General features: G+C 38.8%; 20 protein-coding genes. 10 read left to right on the forward strand and 10 right to left on the reverse strand.

Translation table 11 applies throughout. The annotated features are described in order from the left end of the window. Window positions 1-3: 3 nt before the first annotated feature. From cydB to NQ782_RS02355, 6 genes are all read right to left on the reverse strand, one after another. A complete protein-coding gene (gene cydB, locus NQ782_RS02330; protein ID WP_057092879.1) occupies window positions 4-1149 on the reverse strand; it encodes a cytochrome d ubiquinol oxidase subunit II in 1146 nt (381 codons plus the stop codon). Next, window positions 1146-2732 (reverse strand): cytochrome ubiquinol oxidase subunit I, encoded by a 1587-nt coding sequence (locus tag NQ782_RS02335; protein WP_004746958.1) that lies wholly within the window; start codon window positions 2730-2732, stop codon window positions 1146-1148. Before NQ782_RS02335 ends, cydB begins: the two co-directional genes overlap by 4 nt. After that, window positions 2732-2926: a cytochrome oxidase putative small subunit CydP gene (gene cydP / locus NQ782_RS02340; protein WP_000053889.1), complete on the reverse strand. Its 195-nt coding sequence runs from the start codon at window positions 2924-2926 to the stop codon at window positions 2732-2734. The genes NQ782_RS02335 and cydP overlap by 1 nt, the downstream gene beginning before the upstream one ends. A gap of 384 nt (window positions 2927-3310) precedes the next feature. Further along, window positions 3311-3919 carry an OB-fold-containig protein gene (locus NQ782_RS02345; protein WP_000753036.1) on the reverse strand — a complete coding sequence of 203 codons (609 nt, stop codon included), beginning with the start codon at window positions 3917-3919 and terminating at the stop codon, window positions 3311-3313. Between the two features lie 25 nt (window positions 3920-3944). Further along, a complete protein-coding gene (locus NQ782_RS02350) occupies window positions 3945-4253 on the reverse strand; it encodes a Rieske (2Fe-2S) protein (RefSeq protein WP_000134203.1) in 309 nt (102 codons plus the stop codon). Between the two features lie 16 nt (window positions 4254-4269). Next, window positions 4270-5274 carry an adenosine kinase gene (locus NQ782_RS02355; RefSeq protein ID WP_000246666.1) on the reverse strand — a complete coding sequence of 335 codons (1005 nt, stop codon included), beginning with the start codon at window positions 5272-5274 and terminating at the stop codon, window positions 4270-4272. A 237-nt stretch (window positions 5275-5511) separates the two neighbouring features. On the opposite strand from NQ782_RS02355, the gene NQ782_RS02360 reads away from it, so the two are divergent. The 3 genes from NQ782_RS02360 to NQ782_RS02370 all read left to right on the forward strand — a co-directional run bounded on the left by NQ782_RS02360 (window position 5512) and on the right by NQ782_RS02370 (window position 11972). After that, window positions 5512-7608 (forward strand): TonB-dependent siderophore receptor, encoded by a 2097-nt coding sequence (locus tag NQ782_RS02360; protein ID WP_057094424.1) that lies wholly within the window; start codon window positions 5512-5514, stop codon window positions 7606-7608. Window positions 7609-7860: 252 nt separating this feature from the next. Beyond that, window positions 7861-10800 carry an insulinase family protein gene (locus NQ782_RS02365; protein ID WP_024438764.1) on the forward strand — a complete coding sequence of 980 codons (2940 nt, stop codon included), beginning with the start codon at window positions 7861-7863 and terminating at the stop codon, window positions 10798-10800. 20 nt (window positions 10801-10820) lie between these two features. Beyond that, the gene (locus NQ782_RS02370) at window positions 10821-11972 is read left to right on the forward strand and encodes a phospholipase A (protein WP_000885655.1); all 1152 of its coding nucleotides are present in this window, start codon (window positions 10821-10823) and stop codon (window positions 11970-11972) included. 41 nt (window positions 11973-12013) lie between these two features. Here NQ782_RS02370 and NQ782_RS02375 read toward each other — a convergent pair whose 3' ends face one another. The 3 genes from NQ782_RS02375 to ilvA all read right to left on the reverse strand — a co-directional run bounded on the left by NQ782_RS02375 (window position 12014) and on the right by ilvA (window position 15712). Beyond that, entirely contained in the window at window positions 12014-13351 is a 1338-nt protein-coding gene (locus NQ782_RS02375) for a TrkH family potassium uptake protein (protein WP_000053917.1), read from the reverse strand. A gap of 18 nt (window positions 13352-13369) precedes the next feature. After that, complete coding sequence (locus NQ782_RS02380) at window positions 13370-14020, reverse strand: TrkA family potassium uptake protein (RefSeq protein ID WP_001983728.1); 651 nt, start codon at window positions 14018-14020, stop codon at window positions 13370-13372. A 144-nt stretch (window positions 14021-14164) separates the two neighbouring features. Next, window positions 14165-15712 (reverse strand): threonine ammonia-lyase, biosynthetic, encoded by a 1548-nt coding sequence (gene ilvA / locus NQ782_RS02385; RefSeq protein WP_001983729.1) that lies wholly within the window; start codon window positions 15710-15712, stop codon window positions 14165-14167. Between the two features lie 101 nt (window positions 15713-15813). Here ilvA and rpiA point away from each other — a divergent pair, with 101 nt between their 5' ends. Beyond that, window positions 15814-16485 (forward strand): ribose-5-phosphate isomerase RpiA, encoded by a 672-nt coding sequence (gene rpiA / locus NQ782_RS02390; RefSeq protein WP_000061059.1) that lies wholly within the window; start codon window positions 15814-15816, stop codon window positions 16483-16485. Beyond that, window positions 16485-17165, forward strand: coding sequence for a SprT family zinc-dependent metalloprotease (locus tag NQ782_RS02395; RefSeq protein WP_057094422.1), 681 nt, complete (start codon window positions 16485-16487; stop codon window positions 17163-17165). Before rpiA ends, NQ782_RS02395 begins: the two co-directional genes overlap by 1 nt. Here the strand turns inward: NQ782_RS02395 and NQ782_RS02400 are convergent. After that, window positions 17162-18682: a hypothetical protein gene (locus NQ782_RS02400; RefSeq protein WP_057094420.1), complete on the reverse strand. Its 1521-nt coding sequence runs from the start codon at window positions 18680-18682 to the stop codon at window positions 17162-17164. The two genes, NQ782_RS02395 and NQ782_RS02400, sit on opposite strands and share 4 nt — an antisense overlap. A gap of 182 nt (window positions 18683-18864) precedes the next feature. On the opposite strand from NQ782_RS02400, the gene argC reads away from it, so the two are divergent. The 5 genes from argC (at window position 18865) to NQ782_RS02425 (ending at window position 23829) form a co-directional block, all read left to right on the forward strand. Then, window positions 18865-19920 (forward strand): N-acetyl-gamma-glutamyl-phosphate reductase, encoded by a 1056-nt coding sequence (gene argC / locus NQ782_RS02405; protein WP_086231104.1) that lies wholly within the window; start codon window positions 18865-18867, stop codon window positions 19918-19920. A gap of 75 nt (window positions 19921-19995) precedes the next feature. Next, on the forward strand, window positions 19996-20754 hold the full coding sequence (locus NQ782_RS02410; RefSeq protein WP_085940527.1) for a DUF6776 family protein: 759 nt from the start codon (window positions 19996-19998) through the stop codon (window positions 20752-20754). A 9-nt stretch (window positions 20755-20763) separates the two neighbouring features. Further along, a complete protein-coding gene (gene clpS / locus NQ782_RS02415; RefSeq protein ID WP_001260033.1) occupies window positions 20764-21177 on the forward strand; it encodes an ATP-dependent Clp protease adapter ClpS in 414 nt (137 codons plus the stop codon). A 9-nt stretch (window positions 21178-21186) separates the two neighbouring features. Beyond that, window positions 21187-23463, forward strand: a complete 2277-nt coding sequence (gene clpA, locus NQ782_RS02420) for an ATP-dependent Clp protease ATP-binding subunit ClpA (RefSeq protein ID WP_000952702.1) — start codon at window positions 21187-21189, stop codon at window positions 23461-23463. 3 nt (window positions 23464-23466) lie between these two features. Next, window positions 23467-23829: a YnfA family protein gene (locus NQ782_RS02425; RefSeq protein ID WP_001983733.1), complete on the forward strand. Its 363-nt coding sequence runs from the start codon at window positions 23467-23469 to the stop codon at window positions 23827-23829. Window positions 23830-23964: the final 135 nt, after the last annotated feature.

The raw sequence follows: 23964 nt of genomic DNA on the forward strand, positions 1-23964 counted from the left end.
TTATTAGTACAGGCTATGCGAGTTTGACTCGATATGTTTGTTAGTAATAACGCCCCACATTTTGTAATACGACCAACTGGTGTAGATCAAAATGATCGGAACGAATATGCATACAGCAACAGTCATAACCCCTAAAGTACGATGACTTGATACGGCATCCCACATTGTTAAGCTAGAGTTTGGATTAACACTTGATGGCAATAAAAATGGGAAGAGTGCAAAACCCGCAGTTAAAATCGCACCTACAATCATTAAGCTTGTGCCAGCAAAACTTAAACCTGCTTTGACTTTTGATGCTGTAAAGAAGGCAATAATTGCCCCTAAAATTGCCAGTACAGGAGCTACTTTTGTAATCGGATAGCTGCTGTAGTTATTCATCCAGCCTGGGTTATTGTTTGTGACTACTTCTTTGGCTAAAGGGTTAAGTGCTGCGTTTGGATCAACTGCAGCAGCATAGCTATAACCAGGGACTTGACCGAAGTACAACCATGCCCCAATTACAAGGAAACAAACTAAAAATATGGCTGCCATAATTTGAGTTGCTTTAGCAGAGCGTTGTTTCAAGGCACCGTCTGTGCGTAGCATAAGCCAAGCGCCGCCATGAGCACACAACATAGAAAGGCTGACAATACCGCAAATTAAAGCAAATGGGTTAAGAAGAGCAAAGAAGCTACCTGAATATTCCGAGCGTAATGTACTGTCTAAACTAAAAGGAATACCTAAGAATAAATTACCAAAGGCAACACCAAAAACAAGCGCTGGTACGGCACCACCAATACAAAGTCCCCAGTCCCAAGAGTTGCGCCATTGGGTATTTTCAAGTTTAGAACGATAGTCAAAACCTACAGGACGTAAGAACAGGGCAAATAGCACAAGTAATAAGGCCCAATACATTCCGGAAAATGCGACCGAGTATACCATTGGCCAAGCTGCAAATAGTGCACCACCAGCAGTGATAAACCAGACCTGATTACCATCCCAGTGGGGTGCGATTGTATTAATAGCAGCACGGCGTTCGTTATCAGTTTTACCAACAAAAGGCATGAGTGCCATTGAGCCCATATCGAAACCATCGGTTAGGGCAAATCCAATGAGTAGGACTCCAACTAACACCCACCATATGATTTTTAGGAGTTCATATTCAATCATGATAAAGCCTCCCCATTAACAGCTGCTTTTGGCTCTTGTTTTTCAAAATGGTATTTACCAGTGTGAAGTGAGCTTGGGCCTAAGCGAGCAAACTTAATCATTAAGTACATTTCAATAATCAAAAGTACGGTATAGAACGCTGCTAGAGCGAGAATTGAGCCCCACACATCGCCCGTACTTAAACTTGAAGCTGATAAGTGCGTAGGTAAAATTTCACCAATAGACCACGGCTGACGGCCGCCCTCTGCTACATACCAACCGGTTTGTGCAGCAATCCACGGAAGTGGTAAGGCAAATAATGCATATTTAAGTAGCCAAGGTTTATTCTCAGCATTTCTTTTCGCTACTGCCCAAGTTGCTAAAATGAAAAGAAGCAGCATTAAGAAGCCAGAGGCAACCATTGCACGGAAAGAGAAAAACAGAGCTGTAACATTCGGAATAGTATCTTTTACCGCTGCTTGAATGTGCTGCTCGCTTGCATCGACTACATTAGGAGCATATTTCTTAAGAAGTAGACCATAGCCTAAGTCTTTTTGATTTTTCTCAAATGAAGCTAATAACTCTGGTGAGCGATCACCAGCACGTAATTTTTCAAGCTCAGCATAAGCAAGCATACCGTTACGAATACGAACTTCGTGCTGTTGCATTAAGTCTTTCAAACCAGTGACTTCTTTGGTAGTTGAACGAGTGGCGATGAGACCTAATGCGTATGGAATTTTAACTGCATAATCTGTTCGCATTTCTTCATGGTTTGGTACACCAAACAAAGTAAATGGAGCAGGAGCAGGATGAGTATCCCATTCGGCTTCAATTGCAGCGAGTTTAGTTTTTTGAACATCACCTAACTCATAACCCGACTCGTCACCGAGTAAAATTACTGAAAGTGTAGAAGCAAGCCCAAAAATGGCAGCAATTGCAAATGAACGACGTGCGAAAGGAAGGTCACGTTTTTTGAGTAGATAGTAGCTTGAAATGGCGAGTACGAAAATCGCACCTGTTACATATCCGGCAGAAACAGTGTGTACAAATTTAACCTGTGCAACCGGGTTGAAAATAAGTGCACCGAAATCAATAAGCTCCATACGCATGGTTTCAAAGTTAAATGCTGCACCTACAGGGTTTTGCATCCAGCCATTCGCAACTAAAATCCAGAGCGCTGACATGTTAGAACCTAGGGCAACTAACCAAGTTACTCCTAGATGTTGAACTTTACTTAAGCGGTCCCATCCAAAAAAGAATAGACCGATAAATGTAGACTCAAGGAAGAATGCCATTAAGCCTTCAATTGCTAATGGTGCACCGAATATATCACCTACATAATGAGAGTAATATGCCCAGTTTGTTCCGAACTGGAACTCCATGGTTAAGCCTGTAGTTACGCCTAAGGCAAAGTTAATACCAAATAGTTTTCCCCAAAACTTAGTCATATCCTTGTAAATCTCTTTACCAGATATAACGTAAGTGGTTTCCATAATAGCCAGAATAAATGCAAGGCCTAGGGTCAAAGGTACGAAAAGAAAGTGATACATTGCGGTCATGGCAAATTGGAACCGCGAAAGATCAACCACGCTTTCAGAAATCATCAACGTGTCTCCTTAATGTGGGAAGAGTTATCGCCTGCAATATGCTCGGCGACCTGATTGTCAAAATTTTTGGGGATAGTGGGAGCGTCAAACCAAATATGTTTGATTGTTAAGAGAAGCGCGACTTTAATTATTAGAATAATTGCGATTTCTCTAATTAATCGGGAGTTAATATCTAGATTTTTAAGGCTCATAAAATAAACCTCGATACATATTAATTTCATTATTAATCAAAATATATTAAAAATAAACAATAAATATATTTTAAATAAAAACTTAATTATTTTTTTAATAAAAATCATGTGGTTAATAATTTAAATAATTATTGATAAAATATCTGACTAAAATAGTTTGAATTAATTATTAAATCCAACTAAAACACTTGTAAATAAAAATATTAAGTTGATTAAAATAGTTTGATTTATATTTAATTCTGATTAAAAAGGTTGGATATAATAAAGTATTTTTTAATTTCTAACTAAAATGGTTGGTTTAATATTCAATTAAAATAATAGTAAAATAAAGGCAATAATTAAACCTTTTAAAAAGCAATTAAAGACGAGAAGAATTATTAATAATTAATCAGGCGCGAAAAGGTCATTCGAAACAGAAATTTTCTTGGCAACATAATGGCTTTTATGCACTTTGATAAGAATGACTTGTGAATATAGTTCTAACTCACCATATTCAGGTTCAACCTGGACATAGTGCAGTTGTCCAAACTCATCACGTACGCGAGCTTGTGCTGAAAAACCAGGTCTTGCACTACCACTGGAAATAGTTGCTAGACGCCCTAAAAGGTTATAGTTGGTATGTGTAAGCTTGGGCTTAATAACTTGATCAAGGCAGTGAATCATAAATACGGTAAAGAAAATTGCGATGACCAGTGCAGGGATGATTAAGTAAAACGGCGTGATAAAGTAATGCTGTATAGCAAAGAAAGAAAGCTGTAAAAAATAACCGGCAAAACTGAAATTGATGAGTAAAAAAACAAAAATTAGAGCTTTAGAAAATTTAACATTGAGCAAAGGGGAATTGGTAAGCCAAACTGGCGCAATTTTTTTTAATAGTTGGCTTGGTCGTAAACCAACATACATACCAATAGTTTCTACCACGCTGAGCAATATCAAAGCCACAACACTTAAATGAAATGGCATAAGATAATAATTAAAAAAGAAATCAGCCATGGTAGAAACTCTAATGTTGATGATCTCAGTCTACGATATAAATACCGCCATCTGAATGCACCTTAATCTCAACTTTATTTAGAAACTCACCTAAACAAGGACCTGAAATACATTCACCAGTCTCCACGTTAAATAAAGCACCGTGGGTTGAGCATTGGATATATTCTTGGTCTTGATCTAGAAATTGGTTTTCTAGATATTCAAGTTCTGTTTGCAAATGTGGGCATAAATTCTGATAGGCGTAGAAAGAGCCATCACGCTGTGTAATGAAAATAGTAGTTCCTTGTAAAGTGTCAAAAGCTCTAGCTTCACGCTCAGGAACTTCTTCCGTCATACAGATCCTTTCCATTTCAAGCACATTCCTTCTGAAAATTTTCGAGAAGTTTAGCATAGTCATTAATGGCTAAACGAGGACCAAATTGAGACACGACTTCACTTGAAATTAAGATGGCTAACTGTGCAGCAGCAGTTAAATCTTCATGATGGTTTAATGCATAGAGGAAGGCACCTGCAAAAGCATCACCCGCACCATTTGTATCTACAGCTTCAACATGACGGCCTGCGACGTGAAAATGGTGAGTTGGATTTGCAACTAAAGCACCTTTTGCACTTTGTGTAATCACAACGGTATGGTTTTTAAAACGTAATTGAGTAAGTGCATCTTCAACAGTAGTGGTATTGGTATACATTAAGGCTTCTTGTTCATTACAGAACAATAAGTCCACACCATCATCCATAAGCTCTTCTAGGCCTTCACGAGCGTATTGAACCATTGCAGGATCTGATAAAGATAGGGCAATTTTAACGCCGTGAGCTTTTGCAATTTCTCTAGCTTGTTTTACCGCTTTACGTGCTGTTTCACTTGTAGAAAGATAGCCTTCAATATAAAGCCATTTTGCTGTTTTTAATGGTTCAAAATCGATTTGGTCTTGAGAGAGCTCAGCGGTAATACCTAAATAGGTATGCATAGTACGCTCAGAATCTGGGCTAATCAGGACCATACAGGTACCGGTCACACCTTCACTGATGGACTTTGGTGTAGTCTGGATGCCTGCATCATTTAGCCCTTGCAGGTAAATTCCACCTAATTCATCATGACCAACGCGGCAACCATAAAATGCGCTACCACCTAATGCACTAAATGCCACAGTTGTATTTGCAGCAGAACCGCCACTTGCTTGACCTTTGTAATCTTGAGTTTGTTTTAATTTTTCATAAAGGGCAGATTGTGTTTCACCGTCAGACAACTGCATGGTGCCTTTTTGTAAGCCTTGCTGACTAAGAAAATCATCAGACACTTTAAATTCTTGGTCGATTAATGCATTACCAATTGCAAAAAGATCTACAGTTGCCATATGTGTTGTCACAGAATAAAAAATCAGATCGATAAGTTTACACCATTGCTCACATTTGCTGTAGTTCGTTGAATAAAATTCAGGTTATTCAGCGGCTAGCAGAGTTTTATTGTTTGCCTAAGCAATTGAAATAATCTTTTTAATAAATATTATCAATTAATAATGATTCTTGCTAATATTTACAAATCTATACTGTTTCATTGAAACTTCGCCTGAAATTTTTCGTAGCGAACTTATATGAAGCGTTCAGTTTTATTTATTTCATCAGTTGGGGTTATGACAAGCCATGTATATGCTCTGGAAGCAGATCAACAGGCAGTAACCAACCTTCCAACAATTTCAGTTAAAGCTGATAAGGAAATCAGTTTAAAACAAGAAGTGGGGCAAGCATCAAGTGCAACTAAAGGACTTATGCAATTAAAAGATGTCCCTCAAATTGTAAACGTTGTACCCAAACAAGTTTTAAGAGAACAGACAGTTACCTCTATGCAAGGTGCCTTGCAAAACGTTGCAGGTTTAAGCTTTAGTGTAGGAGATGGACAACGTGATCAGGTCATGATTCGCGGTTTCTCTGCAATCACCGATAACTATGTAGATGGTATTCGCGATGACGCATTGTATTTTCGCGATATGTCAAATGTAGAGCGGATCGAAGTTTTAAAAGGACCTGCTTCGGTATTATATGGACGTGGTTCGGCAGGTGGTTTAGTTAACAAGATTAATAAAAAACCAATCGATCAATCTTTGCGTGAAGTGAGCCTGATTGGTAGTACAACAGGGCAACGCCGTGCAGAAGTCGATGTAAATGAAAAAGTCGCAGAGAATGTTAAGGTTCGCCTAACTGGTGCAGTTGAAGACTCAGATGGTTACCGTGATCAGGCCTTTTTAAAACGTCAAGCGGTTGCTCCCTCTGTACAGTGGGATATTAGCGATAAAACTAAACTTTTACTTCAGGCTGACTATTTGCATGATAACCGTTTGGCAGATCAAGGTTTCCCAACAGACCCGATTACAGGTAAACCTGTTAAAACAAATCCTAAAACTTTTTATGGCGCTTTAAATGGTAAAGAGGTTGGGGATGTTGACACTGAAATCTCAAGCCAAACTATCAGCTTAGACCATGAGTTTAATGATAATTTTAAGTATCATGGTGCAGTTCGCCACTATAACTACTCACTTGATCGTCAATATAGTGTAGATTCACATCCAGCTGCTGATAAGTCAAAAATTACTTTAACCCAGAATAAACGCTTACGTAATGAAGATGGTGTGTATGTTCAACAAGAGTTGAGCACTTTATTTAATACAGGTTTTTTAAAGCACAATACCTTAATTGGTGCTGAATATAGCAAGCAGCATAAAGATGAGATACTTTGGCAAGGTGCTAAAACAACCACTGATTTATATAATCCTAAATTAGAGTATTGGGCGCCTATTAATACAGGAACTACAACTGCACGTAATAACAATAGTAATACTTTTGAAAACTATGGTGTATACATCCAAGATTTAATGACTGTTACAGACCAGCTTAAAGTTTTAGTGGGTTTACGTTATGACAATCTATCGCAAGATCGTGATGATAAAACGAGCACGAATTTAGATTTAAACCGTACTGACAATACTTATTCTCCACGAATTGGAGTGGTCTACCAGCCAGTAAACAACCTTTCACTCTATACTTCTTATAACCGCTCTTTCCAACCTTTGGCTGATTCATTTGTTTTTTATCAAAACAGTGATGACTTAAGGCCAACAAAAACTGAAAACTATGAAATCGGTGCAAAGTGGGATGTAAATGATCAGTTGAATGTAACCTTGGCTTTGTTTGAGATGAGTCAAACTAATATTCAAAACCAAGATCCAGCAAACCCAAATCAAGCATTGTTAGTAGGTGAGCAAAAAACCAAAGGTGTCGAGCTTTCATTAACAGGTCAGTTGACCGATCAATTGTCAGTATTGGCCGGTTATTCGTATATGGATGGTAAGATTGAAAAATCGGCTATTGGTTTTACAGGCAATCATTCTGCGCTCACGCCAAACAATACTGCTAACTTATGGTTAAAATATCAAATTAATGATCATTGGTATGCAGCTGTGGGTGGTCGTGGTGAATCATCACGTTTTAGTGCGCCAGACAACAAAAACGTTTTACCGGGATATGCAGTTGTAAATGCGGCGTTAGGTTATCAAAGTGAACGTTATGATGTGAACTTGAACCTAAATAACTTGTTTGATCGCGATTATTTTGTGTCAGGTCATAGTGGAGCAAATGATTCGAACATGATGGGCGATCCTTTAAATGCTCAAGTTGCACTTCGCTATCGTTTTTAATTAAAAAAAACTCTAAAAAGCTCATCATTTCGATGAGCTTTTTTATTTGTCGTGTAGGATATAGATAGTATTAAAAGGTTTTGTTCTGATAGGATACAACGATGCGGGCTATGTGCTTGATATTAAAGCTATGGCTATGAAAACTAATACTTAACAAAAACATAGTGTTTTGCTTGGCTTTTATTCGCCATTCTCAAGCCGACTCAGGCTATAATGAGACTTATTCACTTATCCGATATGTTAGGAGATCACATGACTGTAGATGTCACTGAAACCATTTCTCAAACTGTTCACCCTGCGTTTCAGTTGCTACGTCAGCACCATGTTGAAGCATTAGATATTTTAGTGTCTGAATATAAGCATAAAGTCACAGGTGCGGTGCATTATCACTTGGCAACTGATTATGATGAAAATGTATTTCTTGTTGCGTTCAGAACACAACCTATGGACTCTAAAGGAACTGCACATATTTTAGAGCATACCGCTTTATGTGGCTCTGAAAAGTTTCCTGTTCGTGATCCATTCTTCTTAATGATTCGCCGTTCATTAAATACTTTTATGAACGCGTTTACAGCAGCAGATTGGACTGCATATCCATTTGCAACTCAAAATAAGAAAGATTTCCAAAACTTATTATCTGTTTATCTTGATGCTGCTTTCTCGGCAAATTTGAATCCTCTGGATTTTGCTCAGGAAGGTATCCGTATTGAACTTGAAAATGGTCAGCCTGTATATAAAGGCGTAGTCTTCAATGAAATGAAAGGTGCAATGAGTGCGCCTTCTGATCAGCTTTATCACCAGTTGGCTCATCATCTATTCCCTGAAACCACTTATCACTACAACTCAGGCGGCGATCCAAAAGACATTCCTGACTTAACGTATGAACAGTTAGTTGAATTTTATAAAACCCATTATCATCCGAGTAATGCGGTATTTATGACTTTTGGTAACCAAACCGCCTATGAATTACAAGAGCAATTTGAAAAACTGGCTCTACATAAGTTCACTGCTGGTACAACTTTATATTCGAAACCAGAAAAACGCTTAACGGCACCTGTTGAAGTTACTGAAACTTATGCTGTTGATGGCGATGAGTTAAAAGACAAAACTTACCATGTATTGTCGTGGTTATTACCTCAGGCGAGTGACATTAAACTTCGTCTGGGTATGCGATTAGTAGAAGGCGTTTTACTCGAAAACTCAGCTTCACCACTTCGTCATTATTTAGAAACTTGTGGCTATGCTCAGTCGACTGGTCCTTTAATGGGGGTAGACGATAGTAACTTTGAAATGACGTTCTATTGTGGTGTTCAAGGTTCAAATCCAGAGCATGCACAGAGCTTTAGAGATGGTGTTTTAAACGTTTTACGTGAAGTAGCTGCAAAACCAATTGACTCATCGTTAGTTGATGCAATTTTGCATCAAATCGAGTTACACCAACGTGAAATTAATGGTGATGGTACACCATATGGCTTAAGCCTAATTTTAAATGGTTTAAGTGGTGCGATTCACCATAACGATCCGATTCAAATTTGGGATGTTGATAGTGCCATTGCTCAGGTTAAAGAAGAACTCCAAGACCCAATGTGGTTATCTAACCTGATTCAAACGCATTTATTAGATAATCCGCACCGCGTGCAAATGACTTTAGTACCGGATGCAACCAAGTCAGCGAAAGAACAAGAAGCTGAAAAAGCACGTTTAGCTGCGATTGGTGAAAAGCTAACTGAAGAAGATAAAGCAGAGATCATCGCTAAAACCAAGGCATTGCAAGAACGTCAAGATACACCAGATAATCTTGAACTGTTGCCAAAAGTAGGTCTAGAAGACGTACCGGCCGACTTGCATATTGTACAAGGTCAATTGCGTGAAATTATCTGTAATCGAATGGATACGCCGTTGAATTTGTATCATGCCGGAACCAATGGTATTTACTATCAACAAGTACTTATTCAAATTCCAGATGATGTGGTTAAATCACCATACTTCAATTTGCTCTCTATTTTAATGGGTGAAGTTGGTGCAGGTGAGTATGACTACCTTGAACTCCAGAACTTACAAACAGCTGTAAGTGGTGGTTTGGGAATGGGTGCTTCGTTACGCAGTAAGGTTGATGATAAAGACAAAATTAGTGCTTGGTTAACTTTAACAACTAAATCTTTAACTCAGAAGTTCGATGCGATTCATTTATTAAAATTAGCATTTGAACAACTTCGTTTTGATGAAAAAGAGCGAATCATTGAGTTATTGCAGCAACGTAAGACACGCTGGCAGTCTCGTTTATCTGGTGCTGGTCATAGTTATGCAATGCAGATTGCTTCTCGTAATATGAGTGCGTTAGCTCAACGCGACTATCAAAACACTGGCTTAGGTGCGTTGAACTGGTTAGGCGAGCTTGTTACTAAAATTACCCAAGATGATGCTGCTTATGATGCGCTTATTGCTGAATTGAAGCATATTCATACAAAATTATTGCAAGCACCTAAACAGTTCCTGCTCGTATGTGAAGAGCATCAGTCAGAGCGTTTAGTTGAAGAAATACAAAATGTTTGGGATAAATTAAACGTTGATACAGCAGCGGCTGAGTTAACCCAAGTTGAGCAAGAAAATGATAATGAACATGAAGCTTGGTTAATTCAAACCAATGTTCAGTTCTGTGCCTCTGCATATCAAGCTGTGGAAGTATCTCATCCAGATGCGGCACCTCTAATGGTATTGGCAGCTTACTTGCGTAATGGTTTCTTGCACAGTGCTATCCGTGAAAAAGGTGGTGCTTATGGTGGTGGTGCTAGTTATGATGGAAATGCATGTTCATTCCGTTTCTTTAGTTACCGTGACCCACGCTTAGCTGAGACTTTTAAAGATTTTGAAGCGAGCGTGCAATGGTTGTTAAACACAGAGCAACAACCTCATCAGCTTGAAGAAGCAATTCTTGGTCTGGTGGCAAGTATGGACAAACCTGGTTCACCAGCAGGTGAAGCAATAACAGCGTGTTATGCATTGTTGCATGCAAGAACTCCGACTTTCCGTCGTACATTACGTGAAAGATTATTGCATGTAACTTTAGAAGATTTACAACGTGTTGCGCGTCAATATTTAATTGAACAAACACCTGTAAAAGCTGTCGTTGCACCTTTTGCAAAACGTGATGAATTGCAACAACTGGGCTTTACGATCAAACAAGTTAATTAAAATAAAAATTGGAGATGAACATGGCGTTCAGACAATTTGAACGCACATCTTTACAGCTAAGTATGGGAACCCTGCTTAGCTGTTTATGTGCGTCGGTGGCATATGCCGACACCTTAGCCCCTGTAAAACCTGCGAGTGTAGATGCATGTGTTGCCCTTGCTTCGAATGCTGATCGCCTAGCTTGTTATGATGCTGTGTTTAAACCATCGGCCTTACCAGTAGTTCAAGCCGCAGTAGTACCAGAGCCTGTTAAAAAAATTGATAAACCTGTTGTTCAACCTGAAACATTTAAAGAAAAGGTTGTAGATAAGGTAAGTAATATCAAAGTAATTGGTAAGGCACCTACACTTGAACCTACTACGTCTTTACTAGATCAACGTTGGGAGTTGTCTGAAAAAAGTAAACTGGGTGTTTGGAATATTCGTGCTTATCAACCTGTTTACTTGCTACCAGTTTTCTGGACGAGCGATAAAAATGAGTTTCCAAGCAGTCCAAACCCAAATAATACGGTGACAGAGGCCCAAAACCTTAAATCAACTGAAAGTAAATTTCAGATTTCTTTGAAAACGAAAGCTTGGGAAAATATTTTTGGTAACAATGGTGACTTGTGGGTAGGTTATACCCAATCTTCACGTTGGCAGACCTTTAATGCTGAAGAGTCTCGTCCATTCCGTGAAACGAACTATGAGCCAGAAGCAAGTTTAATGTTTAGAACAAACTATGAGTTGCTTGGCTTAGATGGTCGTTTGCTTGGGGTAACTTTAAATCACCAGTCAAATGGACGTTCAGATCCTTTATCTCGTAGTTGGAACCGTGTCATCTTTAATGTGGGTTTAGAACGCGGTAACTTTGCTTTAATGCTTCGTCCATGGATACGCCTTGAAGAAGACAGCAAAGATGATAACAATCCAGATATGGAAGATTACATCGGTCGTGGTGATTTAACTGCTTTTTATAAGTGGAAGCAAAATGACTTCTCATTAATGCTACGTCACTCTTTAAAAGGTGGTGATGATTCTCATGGTGCTGTTCAGTTTGACTGGGCTTTCCCGATTAGTGGCAAGCTGCGCGGACACTTCCAATTATTTAATGGTTATGGTGAAAGCTTAATTGACTATAACCATCGTGCAACTTATGCCGGCTTGGGTGTTTCACTCATGAACTGGTACTAAGTTTGACCTATAAAAATGCCGCTTTTACAGCGGCTTTTTTATTAACCAATTTGAATATTGGCTTGAGGATGTTTGAGACGGCTTTTTTTAGGAGTAGCAATTAAATAGGCGAGTGTTAAGGGGCCTAAACGACCTGCAAACATAAGTAAGCTTAAAATAAATAAACTACCATTGTGTAAATCTGGCGTGATACCGCGCGAAAGCCCTACCGTACAGGCTGCTGAAACGACTTCAAATAATAAGTTCATAAAGTCTGCTTTAGGTTCTAAAAGTAAAAGTATAAAGAACCCGATAAATATGAGAATACTGGTAATTGCGGTGACAGCTAAGGCTTTATAAGTAGTTTCGTGAGAGACAGAGTGATTGAAAACCCTGATTTCATCGGTACGTCTTAAAAAGGAAAGTACACTTAAAACTAATATGACAAAGGTGCCGACTTTTATACCTCCAGCAGTACTGAGTGAACCTCCACCGATGAACATGAGTAGCATCATTAGTAAAGAACTACTGTTGGTCATTGCTCCGGTATCAATAGTATTGAACCCTGAAGAACGTGGAACAGTCGCTTGAAACCATGCATTTAAAGCTTGATCACCTACATTGAGCAGACCTAAGGTATGAGGATTTTGTGCTTCCAAAACCCAAATTAATACAAACGCAACCAAATTAATAATCGCAATAGTTGTTAGGATGAGTTTGCTATTTGGGCTGAGTTTTTTCCATTTTTTATTTTGTTTGATATCCATGAGGACTAAAAAACCCAGTCCACCTAATGTATAGAGCAAACTAATCGTAATACATATAAGGTAGTTGCTTTGGAAGTTAACTAAACTGTTGCTAAATAGTGAAAAACCCGCATTGTTAAATGATGAGATACTATAGAAAACTGCATAATATAGTCCTCGAGCAAAGCCATAAATCGGTGTAAATGCGGTAGTTAAGATCACTGTTCCAATCAGTTCAAAAAGAAGTGTGTAAGTAACAACACCTTTTGCCACAAAAGTAACCTTTGAAAGACTAGTCTGCCCAAGGCTATCTTGAGCCATCATTTGCTGTTTAAGGCCAACTTTAGGAGATAAGCTTAATGCTGCCAAAATGGCAAAAGTCATGAAGCCTAAACCACCTGACTGAATCAATAATAAAATAATGACCTGTCCGAAAAGTGTAAAAGATTCATGAATATTTAAAACGGATAGACCTGTAATAGTGACTGCCGAGGTCGCCGTAAATAGAGCATCCATCCAACTAACATGTCCGTTATTGGCAATAGGAAGTTTAAGCAATAATGTGCCAAAGACAATAAAGCCCAGAAAGCCCAGTGCTAACAGAGAAGGTGGGCTTAAATTTAGTGTTTTATGCGGTTTAGGCTTAAGAGACATATTTTCTGGTTCGTTTTCTTATATGAAACAATTTGAGAGTTTTTTTAGCTGCTGTAAATGACCTTCTAAAATAAGAATATCATGCGTTTGTAAAGTAAAAGTCTCTTCGGTTTCAAATAAAATCTGCTGTTGTCTTTTTACAAGAAGCGTTTTTACTTGAGGGGCTTGCTGCATAATTCCGTACAAATTAATGCCGTTTAACTTCTCTGGAATATCAATTTTTACAATATAGTGCTCATCATCTAAAGACATGTAACGGCTCACCATTGGGTAGTTTAGTGCTTGAGCAACACGTACCCCCATGTCTTCTTCAGGATGAATGATTTTATTGATATTTAGATGAGATAAGATCGTATGATGTGCTTTGGTTTTTGCTTTTACCCAAATTTTATCAATGCCCAGATTTTTTAAATTCAGCACACATAAAATACTGGCTTCAATATCTTCACCAATTGCTACAACTACTGCATCACAATTTTGAATGTTTAATTCATCCAATACATGTTCATCTGTAGCATCAGCAATGACAGCATGAGTTAAAACATCGGCAAGATTCTCAACATTCTTTTTGACTGTATCAATACCAATAACATCATGGTTTAATCTCGTAAGTTCCTGAGCAACAGTTGCCCCAAAACTTCCCAAGCCGATGACCGCGAACTGTGCCATAGTTGTCCTTTTATACTTAGTTAGGGCTTTATTTTTAATGATATTTTCTTTGAGATAAAGAGAAGCAATGTAAATATAAAAAATAATAAGCTTAAATGATAAAAAAGCCGACATATTTGCCGGCTTTTTTACCAAAATGAAAGGTTACTTCAAGAAACGTTTATAGCCCACATTGTCTGTAATTTCTGCATATGGATAGCTAATTTGCTCCAGAGTTTCAATTAAACCATCTGGGTTTTGTTTAGCATCTGTTGCTTGTAAGCCAACTAGTACACGACCTTCGGCAGCGCCGTGGTTACGATAATGGAATAGCGTAATATTGTGGGTTGGACCTAAACGAGTTAAGAAGGTGAGTAAGGCACCCGGACGTTCCGGAAACTCAACACGGAACAATCTTTCGTCATCCAGATTGGCATGACCACCAATCAAGTAACGAATATGCAATTTGGCAACTTCATCATCAGATAAATCATCTACAACATAATTTTGCTGTTTAAGTTGTTCTAAAATTTCATGACGTTCAGTGTCACCACCTTTTAAGCTAATACCCACAAATACTTGTGCTTCTTCTGTGTTATTTGCACGGTAGTTAAACTCAGTAATGTTACGGCCCTGTAGAGCACGGCAGAAGCCTAAGAATGCGCCTTTTTCTTCAGAAAGAGTAACTGCATAAATTGCTTCACGTTGTTCACCCAATTCGGTGCGCTCTGCAATGTAACGTAAGCGGTCAAAGTTCATGTTGGCGCCGCAAACAATCGATACCATGTTTTTGCCGCTAATTTTATGCTCGGCAACATATTTTTTGATACCTGCTAGGGCCATTGCACCTGACGGTTCAACGATGCTGCGGTTTTCATCAAAAGTATCTTTAATTGCAGCACAGATCTCATCTGTATTTACAGTAACAATGTCTGGTTCAACAATTGGTCCAGAGTTATCTGACTTGCGTAGACGAACGATATCAAAAGGTAAGGCACCAATTTGAGCAACTGCTGTACCATCAGCAAATAAGCCTACGTGGGGTAGGACTACACGTTCATTTGCTTCTAGCGCTGCTTTTAAACAAGCTGACTCTTCATATTCAACACCGATGACTTTGACATGCGGTGCAACATCACCTAAGTAAGCTGCTACACCAGCAATTAAGCCACCACCACCAACAGCAACAAAAACATATTCTACATCACGCCATTGGCGTAAAATTTCATTCGCAATTGTGCCTTGGCCCGCAATAACCAACTCGTCGTCATAAGGTGGAATAAAAACTAATCCTTCAGCTTCGGCACGTTGCTGAGCGTATTTGTTTGCAATATCAAAACTATCGCCATGTAATACAACTTGGCCACCCAAACGCTTCACTGCCTGAACTTTAATGTCAGGGGTAGTACTTGGCATAACAATAATTGCAGGAATACCTAAACGTTGACCAGACAACGCTACACCTTGCGCATGGTTGCCGGCAGATGCGCAAATGACGCCACGTTCAAGTTGTTCTTTCGGTAATTGGCTAATACGGTTATAGGCACCGCGTAATTTAAAAGAAAAAACCGGTTGTAAATCTTCACGCTTAAAACGAATTGTGTTGTTTAATTTTTGACTAATTCGTGGAGCTGCTTCGAGAGGTGTTTCAATTGCAACATCATAAACCGTTGCTTGTAAAATTTGTCGTACCACACGAGACAGCATGTTCATCTTCCCTATAACAGTTTAAAATAGGAAATTATTGTAGCAAACCCTTGTGCATTTGCGCCGTTTATTGGCGCATAAATGTCAAAAAATAGTTGAGTGATGTAATGAGCCTATATGCAACCCAAGATGAAAAGAAACAAGCTGCTGCGAAAGCTGCTTTAAAACACTTACCCAAAGGTGGCATTTTGGGGGTAGGAACTGGAAGTACTGTAAACTTCCTGATTGATTTATTGCCTGAACTACAATTAGAAGCAGCAGTGGCAAGTTCTCAAGCAACCGCAGACCGTCTTAAAAAATTAGGCATAGAAGTGGTTGATATGAACCATGTGGGTAGCCTTGATGCTTATGTTGATGGTGCAGATGAGATTGATCGTCATATGCATATGATTAAAGGCGGCGGCGCAGCATTAACTCGTGAAAAAATTGTAGCCTCAATTGCTAAAAAGTTTGTATGTATCGTTGATGATTCGAAATGGGTTGATCAACTTGGTCGTGATTTCCCATTACCAGTAGAAGTTATTCCAATGGCGCGTTCTGCTGTAGCTCGTAAATTGGTAAGCTTAGGGGGTGATCCGGTTTATCGTGAAGGTGTGGTAACAGATAACGGAAACGTTATTTTAGATGTATTTAATTTGAACATCTTAAATGCAATTGATTTGGAAAAGACAATTAATAATATTCCGGGCGTTGTGACTAACGGTATTTTTGCGTTAAATCCAGCAACGATTGCAATTGTTGCAACAAATGATGGTATTGAAGAGCGTACTGCACAGTAATGTCTGTGGAAATGCCAGAAATTAAAATTGTTCGTCACGTAAGGGCAAGAAAATTGCGCTTACGTGTTGAGCCTGCGTCTATACGACTTACTGTGCCGTTATTTTGTAGTAAGAAACAAATTCAGCAGTTTTTAGCTCAGTCTGAACAATGGTTAATCGAGACGTGGAATAAACAGCACCACGTTCAATCCACTTCGTTTGAAATTCCTTCAGAAATTTCTTTTTTTAATAGAGAACAGCCTTTTCAAATTGTTGTGCAGAAGCAACATCGCATTTTTCAATTTGATTGGGAAAATAGTTATTTATTTATTAAAGATCAACAACCCTATCAAGCTTTACAAAACGCTGTTATTGCTTATGCAAAACAAGAGTTGCCAGTACTTTTGTCAGAGCTTAGCCAAAAAACTCGACTGAGTTATGCAGAGTGTGCAATCCGGCGTCCTAAAACTCGTTGGGGAAGTTGCAGTAGTCAACATAATATTATGCTGCATGCAGGTCTGGTTCTTATGCCTGCTCAAATTACCCGTTATGTTTGCATTCATGAACTAGCACACACCAAACACTTCGACCATAGTCCTGCTTTTTGGGCCGAAGTTGCGAAGTTCGACCCTAACTATATGCAACATCGCAGACAATTAAAAGGTAATCCATTGCCTGCATGGTGGTATGTTACAGCTTAACTAAAACTACACTCTAATTGTGTTGTTTGTAAGACATCTGGTGCTTTGCGGCTATCAAGGCCTGCTTGAGCACTAACAATCTTGTTCGCTTTAATATGTAGCTGTATAAAATTATATTGCTGTGTTGAATTGTTAGGTTCGGATGAACTTGAGTTAAGTAAATAACTATAACTTGCAGCGTCGGTTTGCAGTAAGTTATCTGTACTATCTGCGCTTAAGGCAGAGCGATAGCTTTGAGAGCCTTTAATTAATTCAATTTGACCATTAGCACGGAAGTTAAGTTGGCAGCCTGTTGCATTGTCTTCATAATGGCCGACTAAATAGTCTATAGCTGGTAGTTTTGGGTCAGAAATATTGATGCTAGTTAAACCTTGTTTACACGGGTAAGCTGAGCCATTGCAGGTCGCTGTAATACCACTAAAGCCAACAGCACGTCGGTAATCTCCCGCACCATCTATACGGAAAAATTCAGACGTATTACCAGCAGGTATAATCCCCGAATATTGTTTCTTGTTCAGTAGATCATAACCTATTGGGTCTAGATGGGATTGATCTTGCAAATCTGCTAGTTTAAAGGTGGCTGCTCTTAGATTGGTGGCAAAATAATCACGTATTACCTTTTGATTAGCTGCGATATCTAAAAGTGTATTTTTTGCTGGATCAATATTATCAGGGGCTGAGGTGAAGATAGGGGTAAAAGATGTTTTGTCCCCAATAAGTTTTTTGCCGTCTAAATATCCATCTTTTAAATCTGTAGCGAGACTTTGGGTAAGATCTTGATAAGGTGAATTCGTATTATGGATGCTTGACCAATATTGAAGATAACCAAAGCTTAGATAACTATCCACATAAGTACTTGGCTTTGTGGTTGAGTATTTCAATAAATTTAAAATTGTAAGCGTACTTGCCGGACTTAAACTTGGAATATTGGTATCTTTAAACGCATTAAGAAGAGATCTGTAGACATCTTGAGAGGCTAAGTCAACATGTAATTGTTCAATACGGGTTGGGATAATTGTCTCATTAGGCAACTGACCTGAACGAATCACAGCGCGTTGATAAATTGCTTCTGAACTTGGGCTGATCAATTGTGTTTTATTGCTTATCGAGCTTGGGGTAATAAAAGCGTGATAAACACCAGAAATATTTTGATATTCAGATTTGGTTGGATCAAATACTTGAGATGAGCCTTGGGTCGTGACTTCAACACGATAAAGACGATTTAGTTTTGTGCTTGGAAGTTTAATGTCGTAACTCGTTAAACTGGCAACTTGGGTATCAATCAAAATACTATTGTCGGTATTATCATATAACTTGAGTTGAACATTGCGCATTTCGACAGGGGTTTTAAGCGTAATATCTGTCATGACTTCAGGAGTGGGTTCAGACGGTTTAGGCGTGTTAGATGAACCTCCGCTACTGCTACCACCACCACACCCAACAAGGGCTACACTTAAAATTAAAGTCGTGAGGCCGAGATAAGTGCACACTTTTATTTCTTTTGATTGATCAAGCATCCTAGCTCTCCAAAAATAAATTTGGTATTTATTTACTGATATTTGTTTGGTACTGACAGGCCGGCAAGTGCTATGTAATTATCGTTTAAAATAAAAAAATTAAAATTACCAAGCATGAAATGGTTTTGTAAGCCTAGACATCCTGTCATACTACCGCAAGTATAGATTCAAAATTTGAGGTAATGCACGTGATTTCTGTCGGAATTGTTGGTGGAACTGGTTATACAGGCGTTGAACTATTACGTATTTTATTACGACATCCAAAAGCGCAGGTTCGAGTTCTGACTTCACGTACAGAAGCGGGCAAACCAGTTGCTGATATGTTCCCAAACTTACGTGGGCATACAGATCTTCAATTTTCAGATTTAAACATTGATGCATTAAAAGAATGTGATGTTGTATTTTTTGCAACTCCTCATGGTGTTGCGATGCAACATGCGAAAGATTTGATTGCGGCAGGCACCAAAGTTATTGATTTAGCTGCTGACTTTCGTTTACAGAATCTTGAGCAATTTGAAAAGTGGTATGGTATGGAGCATGCTTGCCCAGATGTACTAAAAGATTCTGTTTATGGTTTAACCGAGTTAAATCGTGAAAAAATTAAGCAAGCTCAAGTCATTGGTAATCCGGGTTGTTACCCAACGACTGTTCAACTGGGCTTGGCTCCACTTTTAAAATCGGCACAAGCATTGATTGAAACAAAGAATATTATTATTGATGCAAAATCCGGTGTTTCTGGTGCTGGTCGTAAAGCAAGTTTGGGCATGATTTACAGTGAAAATGCGGATAACTTTAAAGCTTATGGTGTTGCAGGCCATCGCCACCATCCAGAGATTGTAGAGGCTTTGGAAAATATTGCAGGTAAGAAAGATGTTTTTGAGGGTCTTTTATTTGTTCCGCACCTAGTACCGATGATTCGCGGTATGTTAAGTACAATTTATGTAGACTTGACAGAAGCGGGTAAACAAACAGACTTACAAGCTTTGTATGAAGACTTCTATGCAAATGAAAAATTTGTAGATGTCATGCCTGCAAATAGTTCACCTGAAACTCGCAGCGTGCGTGGAGCAAATGAATTACGTATTGCTTTGTATAAACCACAACCAAATAAACTCATTATTTTGGCGGCTCAAGATAACCTTGTAAAAGGTGCATCTGGTCAGGCTGTACAAAATATGAACCTTATGTTTGGCTTTAGTGAAGATGAAGGCTTACAAGGGATTGGTTTATTACCATAAAAAACTCTTTTTTGCTTCACACACATTTAAATTTCGATTTAAATGTGTGTCTTGACTCTGATCTTAAACACTGAGATGACGATGCAAAACTCGGAACAGACGACTTCTGTAGAAAGTTCGTTGCAAAAGAAAAAATTTTTAAACACCAATAAACCATTATTTATTGGTGCCGCTATTTTAATGAGTGGTTGTTTTGCGCTCGGCTATACAATTGGGCACCGTCAAGGTTTAACTGTTGTTGGTTACGATGCAGATGCAGAGCAATTGGTTGAGGTAGTGCAAAAACAAAAAACAGCATTAGATGCAGTTAACAAAAGTTTGAATGCGGCTGTACAAGAGCGTGATGTTGCTGTTACAAATGCCAATGATTTGTTTGAAGCACTTAATCAAGCCAATGCTGATAAAACGCAGCAAGAAGGTATGAGTAACATCTACCGTGAAATTTTAAGACAACGTGGTGGTTTAAGCTTAACAATTCAAAATTTGGCGATTAAACCGTTACCGGAAAATGCTTATGAATATCAGCTTGATCTGGTACAAGTTAGCCCGAGTAAACGCCGTGCTGCTGGTTCAGTTGAAATAAGACTGATTAAAGATACAGAAGTTTTAGTGGTACCACTTGAAGATAAGAACTTTAACTTCACTGATTTTGAGCGTTTGACTGGGCGTTGGACGATGCCTAAGGGCTTCACACCTCAATTTATTGAAGTGCGTCTAACAGGCGGTTCTGATACACCGGTTATTAAACGTTTTAGTTGGCAGCGTGGTAAACCTGTCGAAACACCTTCTGCTTTTGTTGCAGAAATTCCTCAAGCTGAAGCAAATTCACAATAGTAACATCATATGCGAACAAATAAGCGTCAAACAAATTTAAAAGATATTAAGGCTTCTTTTCAGCAGTCTGGCTATGTCGATTGGCACTTCAATCCACGCTTAAGTGATTCGCAAAACGAAGATCATGACGGAGAGGTTGTTGTACAAACAGCACCTCCCGAACTCAAGCGTCCTCCCTTATATGCAGTGGTATTATTGAATGACGATTACACGCCAATGGACTTTGTAATTGAAATTTTACAACAATACTTTGCAATGAATCTTGACCAAGCAACTCAAGTAATGCTAACAGTACACTATGAAGGTAAAGGTACTGCCGGGGTATATCCAAGAGACATCGCGGAAACCAAGGCAAACCTTGTTAATAATTACGCTCGATCGCAAGGTCATCCATTACTTTGCCAGATTGAGCCTAAAGCATAAGGGGGTCACATGCTCAGTCGTCAATTAGAAGTATCATTACGTTTGGCTGTTAGCATGGCTCGTCAAAAGAGACATGAGTTTCTTACAGTTGAACATTTACTATTAGCCTTACTCGATAACGATTCGGCTGTGAATGCATTAAAAGCATGCGGAGCTGATATTGTTTCTTTACGTAAAGAATTAGAAGAATATGTAGAACAACATACTCCTAAGCTTGGCGAAAATAGCGAGCAAGCTCCACATCCAACAGAAAGTTTCGACCGCATTTTGCAACGTGCAATTTTCCACGTTCAATCAAGTGGTGGTGACCGTACTGTTGAAGGTGCGGATGTTTTAGTCGCAATGTATTCAGAGCGTGATTCTTTTGCTGTTTATCTGCTTAAACGTCATCAAATTAATCGATTGACTTTAACTCAATACTTGTCTCATGGGACACGTAAAGACGAAGTTCAGGTTGAAGAAGAAGTTGAAGACATTGAGGGTGAAAGCAATTCAGGCAATGCCGGACCATTAGAACTTTATACGCTCAATTTAAATGTTGAAGCGCAAAAAGGTAAAACTGATCCACTCATTGGTCGTGAGAAAGAAATTGAGCGTACAGCACAAATTCTTTGCCGTCGTCGTAAAAACAATCCATTGTTGGTAGGCGACCCGGGTGTAGGTAAAACTTCAATTGCAGAAGGCCTTGCATGGCTTATTGTAAATGGTAAAGCACCAAAACCGCTAAGCCATGCAGAAATTTACAGCCTTGATATTGGTGCATTGGTTGCGGGTACAAAATATCGTGGTGACTTTGAAAAACGTTTAAAACAATTGTTAAACGCTTTGAAGAAAAATCCGAATGCGATTTTATTCATTGATGAAATTCATATGATCATTGGTGCAGGCTCAAGTATGGGCAGTACGATGGATGCTTCGAATCTCATTAAACCAGCTTTAGCAAATGGTACTTTACGCTGCATTGGATCAACCACGTTCCAAGAATATCGTCAGGTATTTGAAAAGGATCATGCGTTATCTCGTCGTTTCCAAAAAATTGACGTAAATGAACCGAGCATTTCTGAAACTATTGATATTTTACGTGGCTTGAAAACGAAGTTTGAAGATTTCCACCATGTACAGTATGACGACAAAGCTTTGGTTTCTGCGGTTGAGCTTTCTGCGAAATTTATTAATGATCGTTTCTTGCCAGATAAAGCGATTGATGTCATTGATGAAGCAGGTGCACAGCGCCGTTTAAAAGCAGAAAGTGAAGACAGCTTAATTACTGTAGAAAACATCGAAGATATCGTTTCTAAGATTGCGCGTATTCCGCCTAAAACTGTATCTAAAGATGATAAATCTGTACTTGAAAATCTTGAGCGTGACCTAAAACGTGTTGTATTTGGTCAAGATGAAGCAATTACTGCACTAGCTTCTGCAATCAAGTTGTCACGTGCTGGTTTGAAATCACCGGATAAACCTGTTGGTAGCTTTGTGTTTGCTGGTCCTACCGGTGTAGGTAAAACTGAGGTTACGAAGCAATTAGCAAAACTTTTAGGTGTAGAGCTTGTTCGTTTCGATATGTCTGAGTATATGGAGCGTCATGCTGTTTCTCGCTTAATTGGTGCTCCTCCAGGTTATGTAGGTTATGATCAAGGTGGCTTACTCACAGATGCGATTCATAAAAATCCACACTGTGTATTGTTACTAGATGAAATTGAGAAAGCACATCCTGATGTGTTTAACCTGTTATTACAAATCATGGATCATGGTGCATTAACAGACAATAATGGTCGTAAGTCAGACTTTAGAAATGTCATTATTGTGTTGACGACGAACATTGGTGCAGAAAGTATTTCTCGTGCAAGCATTGGATTTACAGAGCAAGACCATAGTTCGGACAACCAAGAAGCCATGAAACGTGCATTCTCACCTGAATTCCGTAACCGTCTAGATGGTGTTATTCAATTCAAAGCTTTACCAACCACAGTGATTGAATCTGTAGTTGATAAGTTCTTGACAGAATTGCAAGCGCAGCTAGATGAAAAACGCGTAGTTTTAGATGTCGATCAAAGTGCACGCGACTGGTTAGCGACAAATGGTTATGATCGTTTAATGGGCGCTCGACCAATGCAACGACTCATTCAAGAACACTTGAAGAAACCATTAGCTGAAATGATTTTGTTTGGTGAACTTGCAGATCATGGCGGTAATGTGGCGGTATCAGTGAAGAAAGAAGATGGTAAAGCAGTGGGTCTAAAACTTGAAGTGTTTGAAGATCACCATACGGCAGAACCAGCTTAATTTATGTTAATTGATAGTCTTTCTATAACCCGAATATTTAGTGTGTTCGGGTTATTTATTATTACTGCAATCGCTGAGATTTTGGGTTGTTACTTTCCTTATCTTATTTTAAAAGAAGGGAAGTCTGCGTGGCTATGGTTACCTGCAGCACTGAGTTTGGCCGTGTTTGTCTGGTTGCTGACATTGCATCCGGCAGCTTCTGGACGGATTTATGCAGCTTATGGCGGTATTTATATTTTTACTGCACTTATGTGGCTTCGTTTTGTAGATCAAGTCGTTTTAACCAGATGGGATATCTTAGGTGGTTTAATCGTGCTTTGCGGAGCAGGTTTAATTATTTTACAGCCCCAAGGATTAATCCGTTAATTCTGAAAGTGTTCAATTAAATTTTAAGTGAAAAAATAAGCAATTTTTTCGCAAAAAATACTTGTCAAAGTCATCAACAATGCGTATTTTAGATTTAAGGAACATTTTTTAATATTTGAGATAAAGATGTTAAAT

Origin of the sequence: Acinetobacter sp. BD54, assembly GCF_044778325.1 — a bacterium.
GTDB classification, from domain to species: Bacteria; Pseudomonadota; Gammaproteobacteria; order Pseudomonadales; family Moraxellaceae; genus Acinetobacter; species Acinetobacter baumannii.

Coding starts and splice junctions, on each gene's coding strand:
- cydB (WP_057092879.1), bottom strand. CDS start 1,149: ATGATTGAATATGAACTCCTAAAAATCATATGGTGGGTGTTAGTTGGA.
- NQ782_RS02335 (WP_004746958.1), bottom strand. CDS start 2,732: ATGATTTCTGAAAGCGTGGTTGATCTTTCGCGGTTCCAATTTGCCATG.
- cydP (WP_000053889.1), bottom strand. CDS start 2,926: ATGAGCCTTAAAAATCTAGATATTAACTCCCGATTAATTAGAGAAATC.
- NQ782_RS02345 (WP_000753036.1), bottom strand. CDS start 3,919: ATGGCTGATTTCTTTTTTAATTATTATCTTATGCCATTTCATTTAAGT.
- NQ782_RS02350 (WP_000134203.1), bottom strand. CDS start 4,253: ATGACGGAAGAAGTTCCTGAGCGTGAAGCTAGAGCTTTTGACACTTTA.
- NQ782_RS02355 (WP_000246666.1), bottom strand. CDS start 5,274: ATGGCAACTGTAGATCTTTTTGCAATTGGTAATGCATTAATCGACCAA.
- NQ782_RS02360 (WP_057094424.1), top strand. CDS start 5,512: ATGAAGCGTTCAGTTTTATTTATTTCATCAGTTGGGGTTATGACAAGC.
- NQ782_RS02365 (WP_024438764.1), top strand. CDS start 7,861: ATGACTGTAGATGTCACTGAAACCATTTCTCAAACTGTTCACCCTGCG.
- NQ782_RS02370 (WP_000885655.1), top strand. CDS start 10,821: ATGGCGTTCAGACAATTTGAACGCACATCTTTACAGCTAAGTATGGGA.
- NQ782_RS02375 (WP_000053917.1), bottom strand. CDS start 13,351: ATGTCTCTTAAGCCTAAACCGCATAAAACACTAAATTTAAGCCCACCT.
- NQ782_RS02380 (WP_001983728.1), bottom strand. CDS start 14,020: ATGGCACAGTTCGCGGTCATCGGCTTGGGAAGTTTTGGGGCAACTGTT.
- ilvA (WP_001983729.1), bottom strand. CDS start 15,712: ATGAACATGCTGTCTCGTGTGGTACGACAAATTTTACAAGCAACGGTT.
- rpiA (WP_000061059.1), top strand. CDS start 15,814: ATGAGCCTATATGCAACCCAAGATGAAAAGAAACAAGCTGCTGCGAAA.
- NQ782_RS02395 (WP_057094422.1), top strand. CDS start 16,485: ATGTCTGTGGAAATGCCAGAAATTAAAATTGTTCGTCACGTAAGGGCA.
- NQ782_RS02400 (WP_057094420.1), bottom strand. CDS start 18,682: ATGCTTGATCAATCAAAAGAAATAAAAGTGTGCACTTATCTCGGCCTC.
- argC (WP_086231104.1), top strand. CDS start 18,865: ATGCACGTGATTTCTGTCGGAATTGTTGGTGGAACTGGTTATACAGGC.
- NQ782_RS02410 (WP_085940527.1), top strand. CDS start 19,996: ATGACGATGCAAAACTCGGAACAGACGACTTCTGTAGAAAGTTCGTTG.
- clpS (WP_001260033.1), top strand. CDS start 20,764: ATGCGAACAAATAAGCGTCAAACAAATTTAAAAGATATTAAGGCTTCT.
- clpA (WP_000952702.1), top strand. CDS start 21,187: ATGCTCAGTCGTCAATTAGAAGTATCATTACGTTTGGCTGTTAGCATG.
- NQ782_RS02425 (WP_001983733.1), top strand. CDS start 23,467: ATGTTAATTGATAGTCTTTCTATAACCCGAATATTTAGTGTGTTCGGG.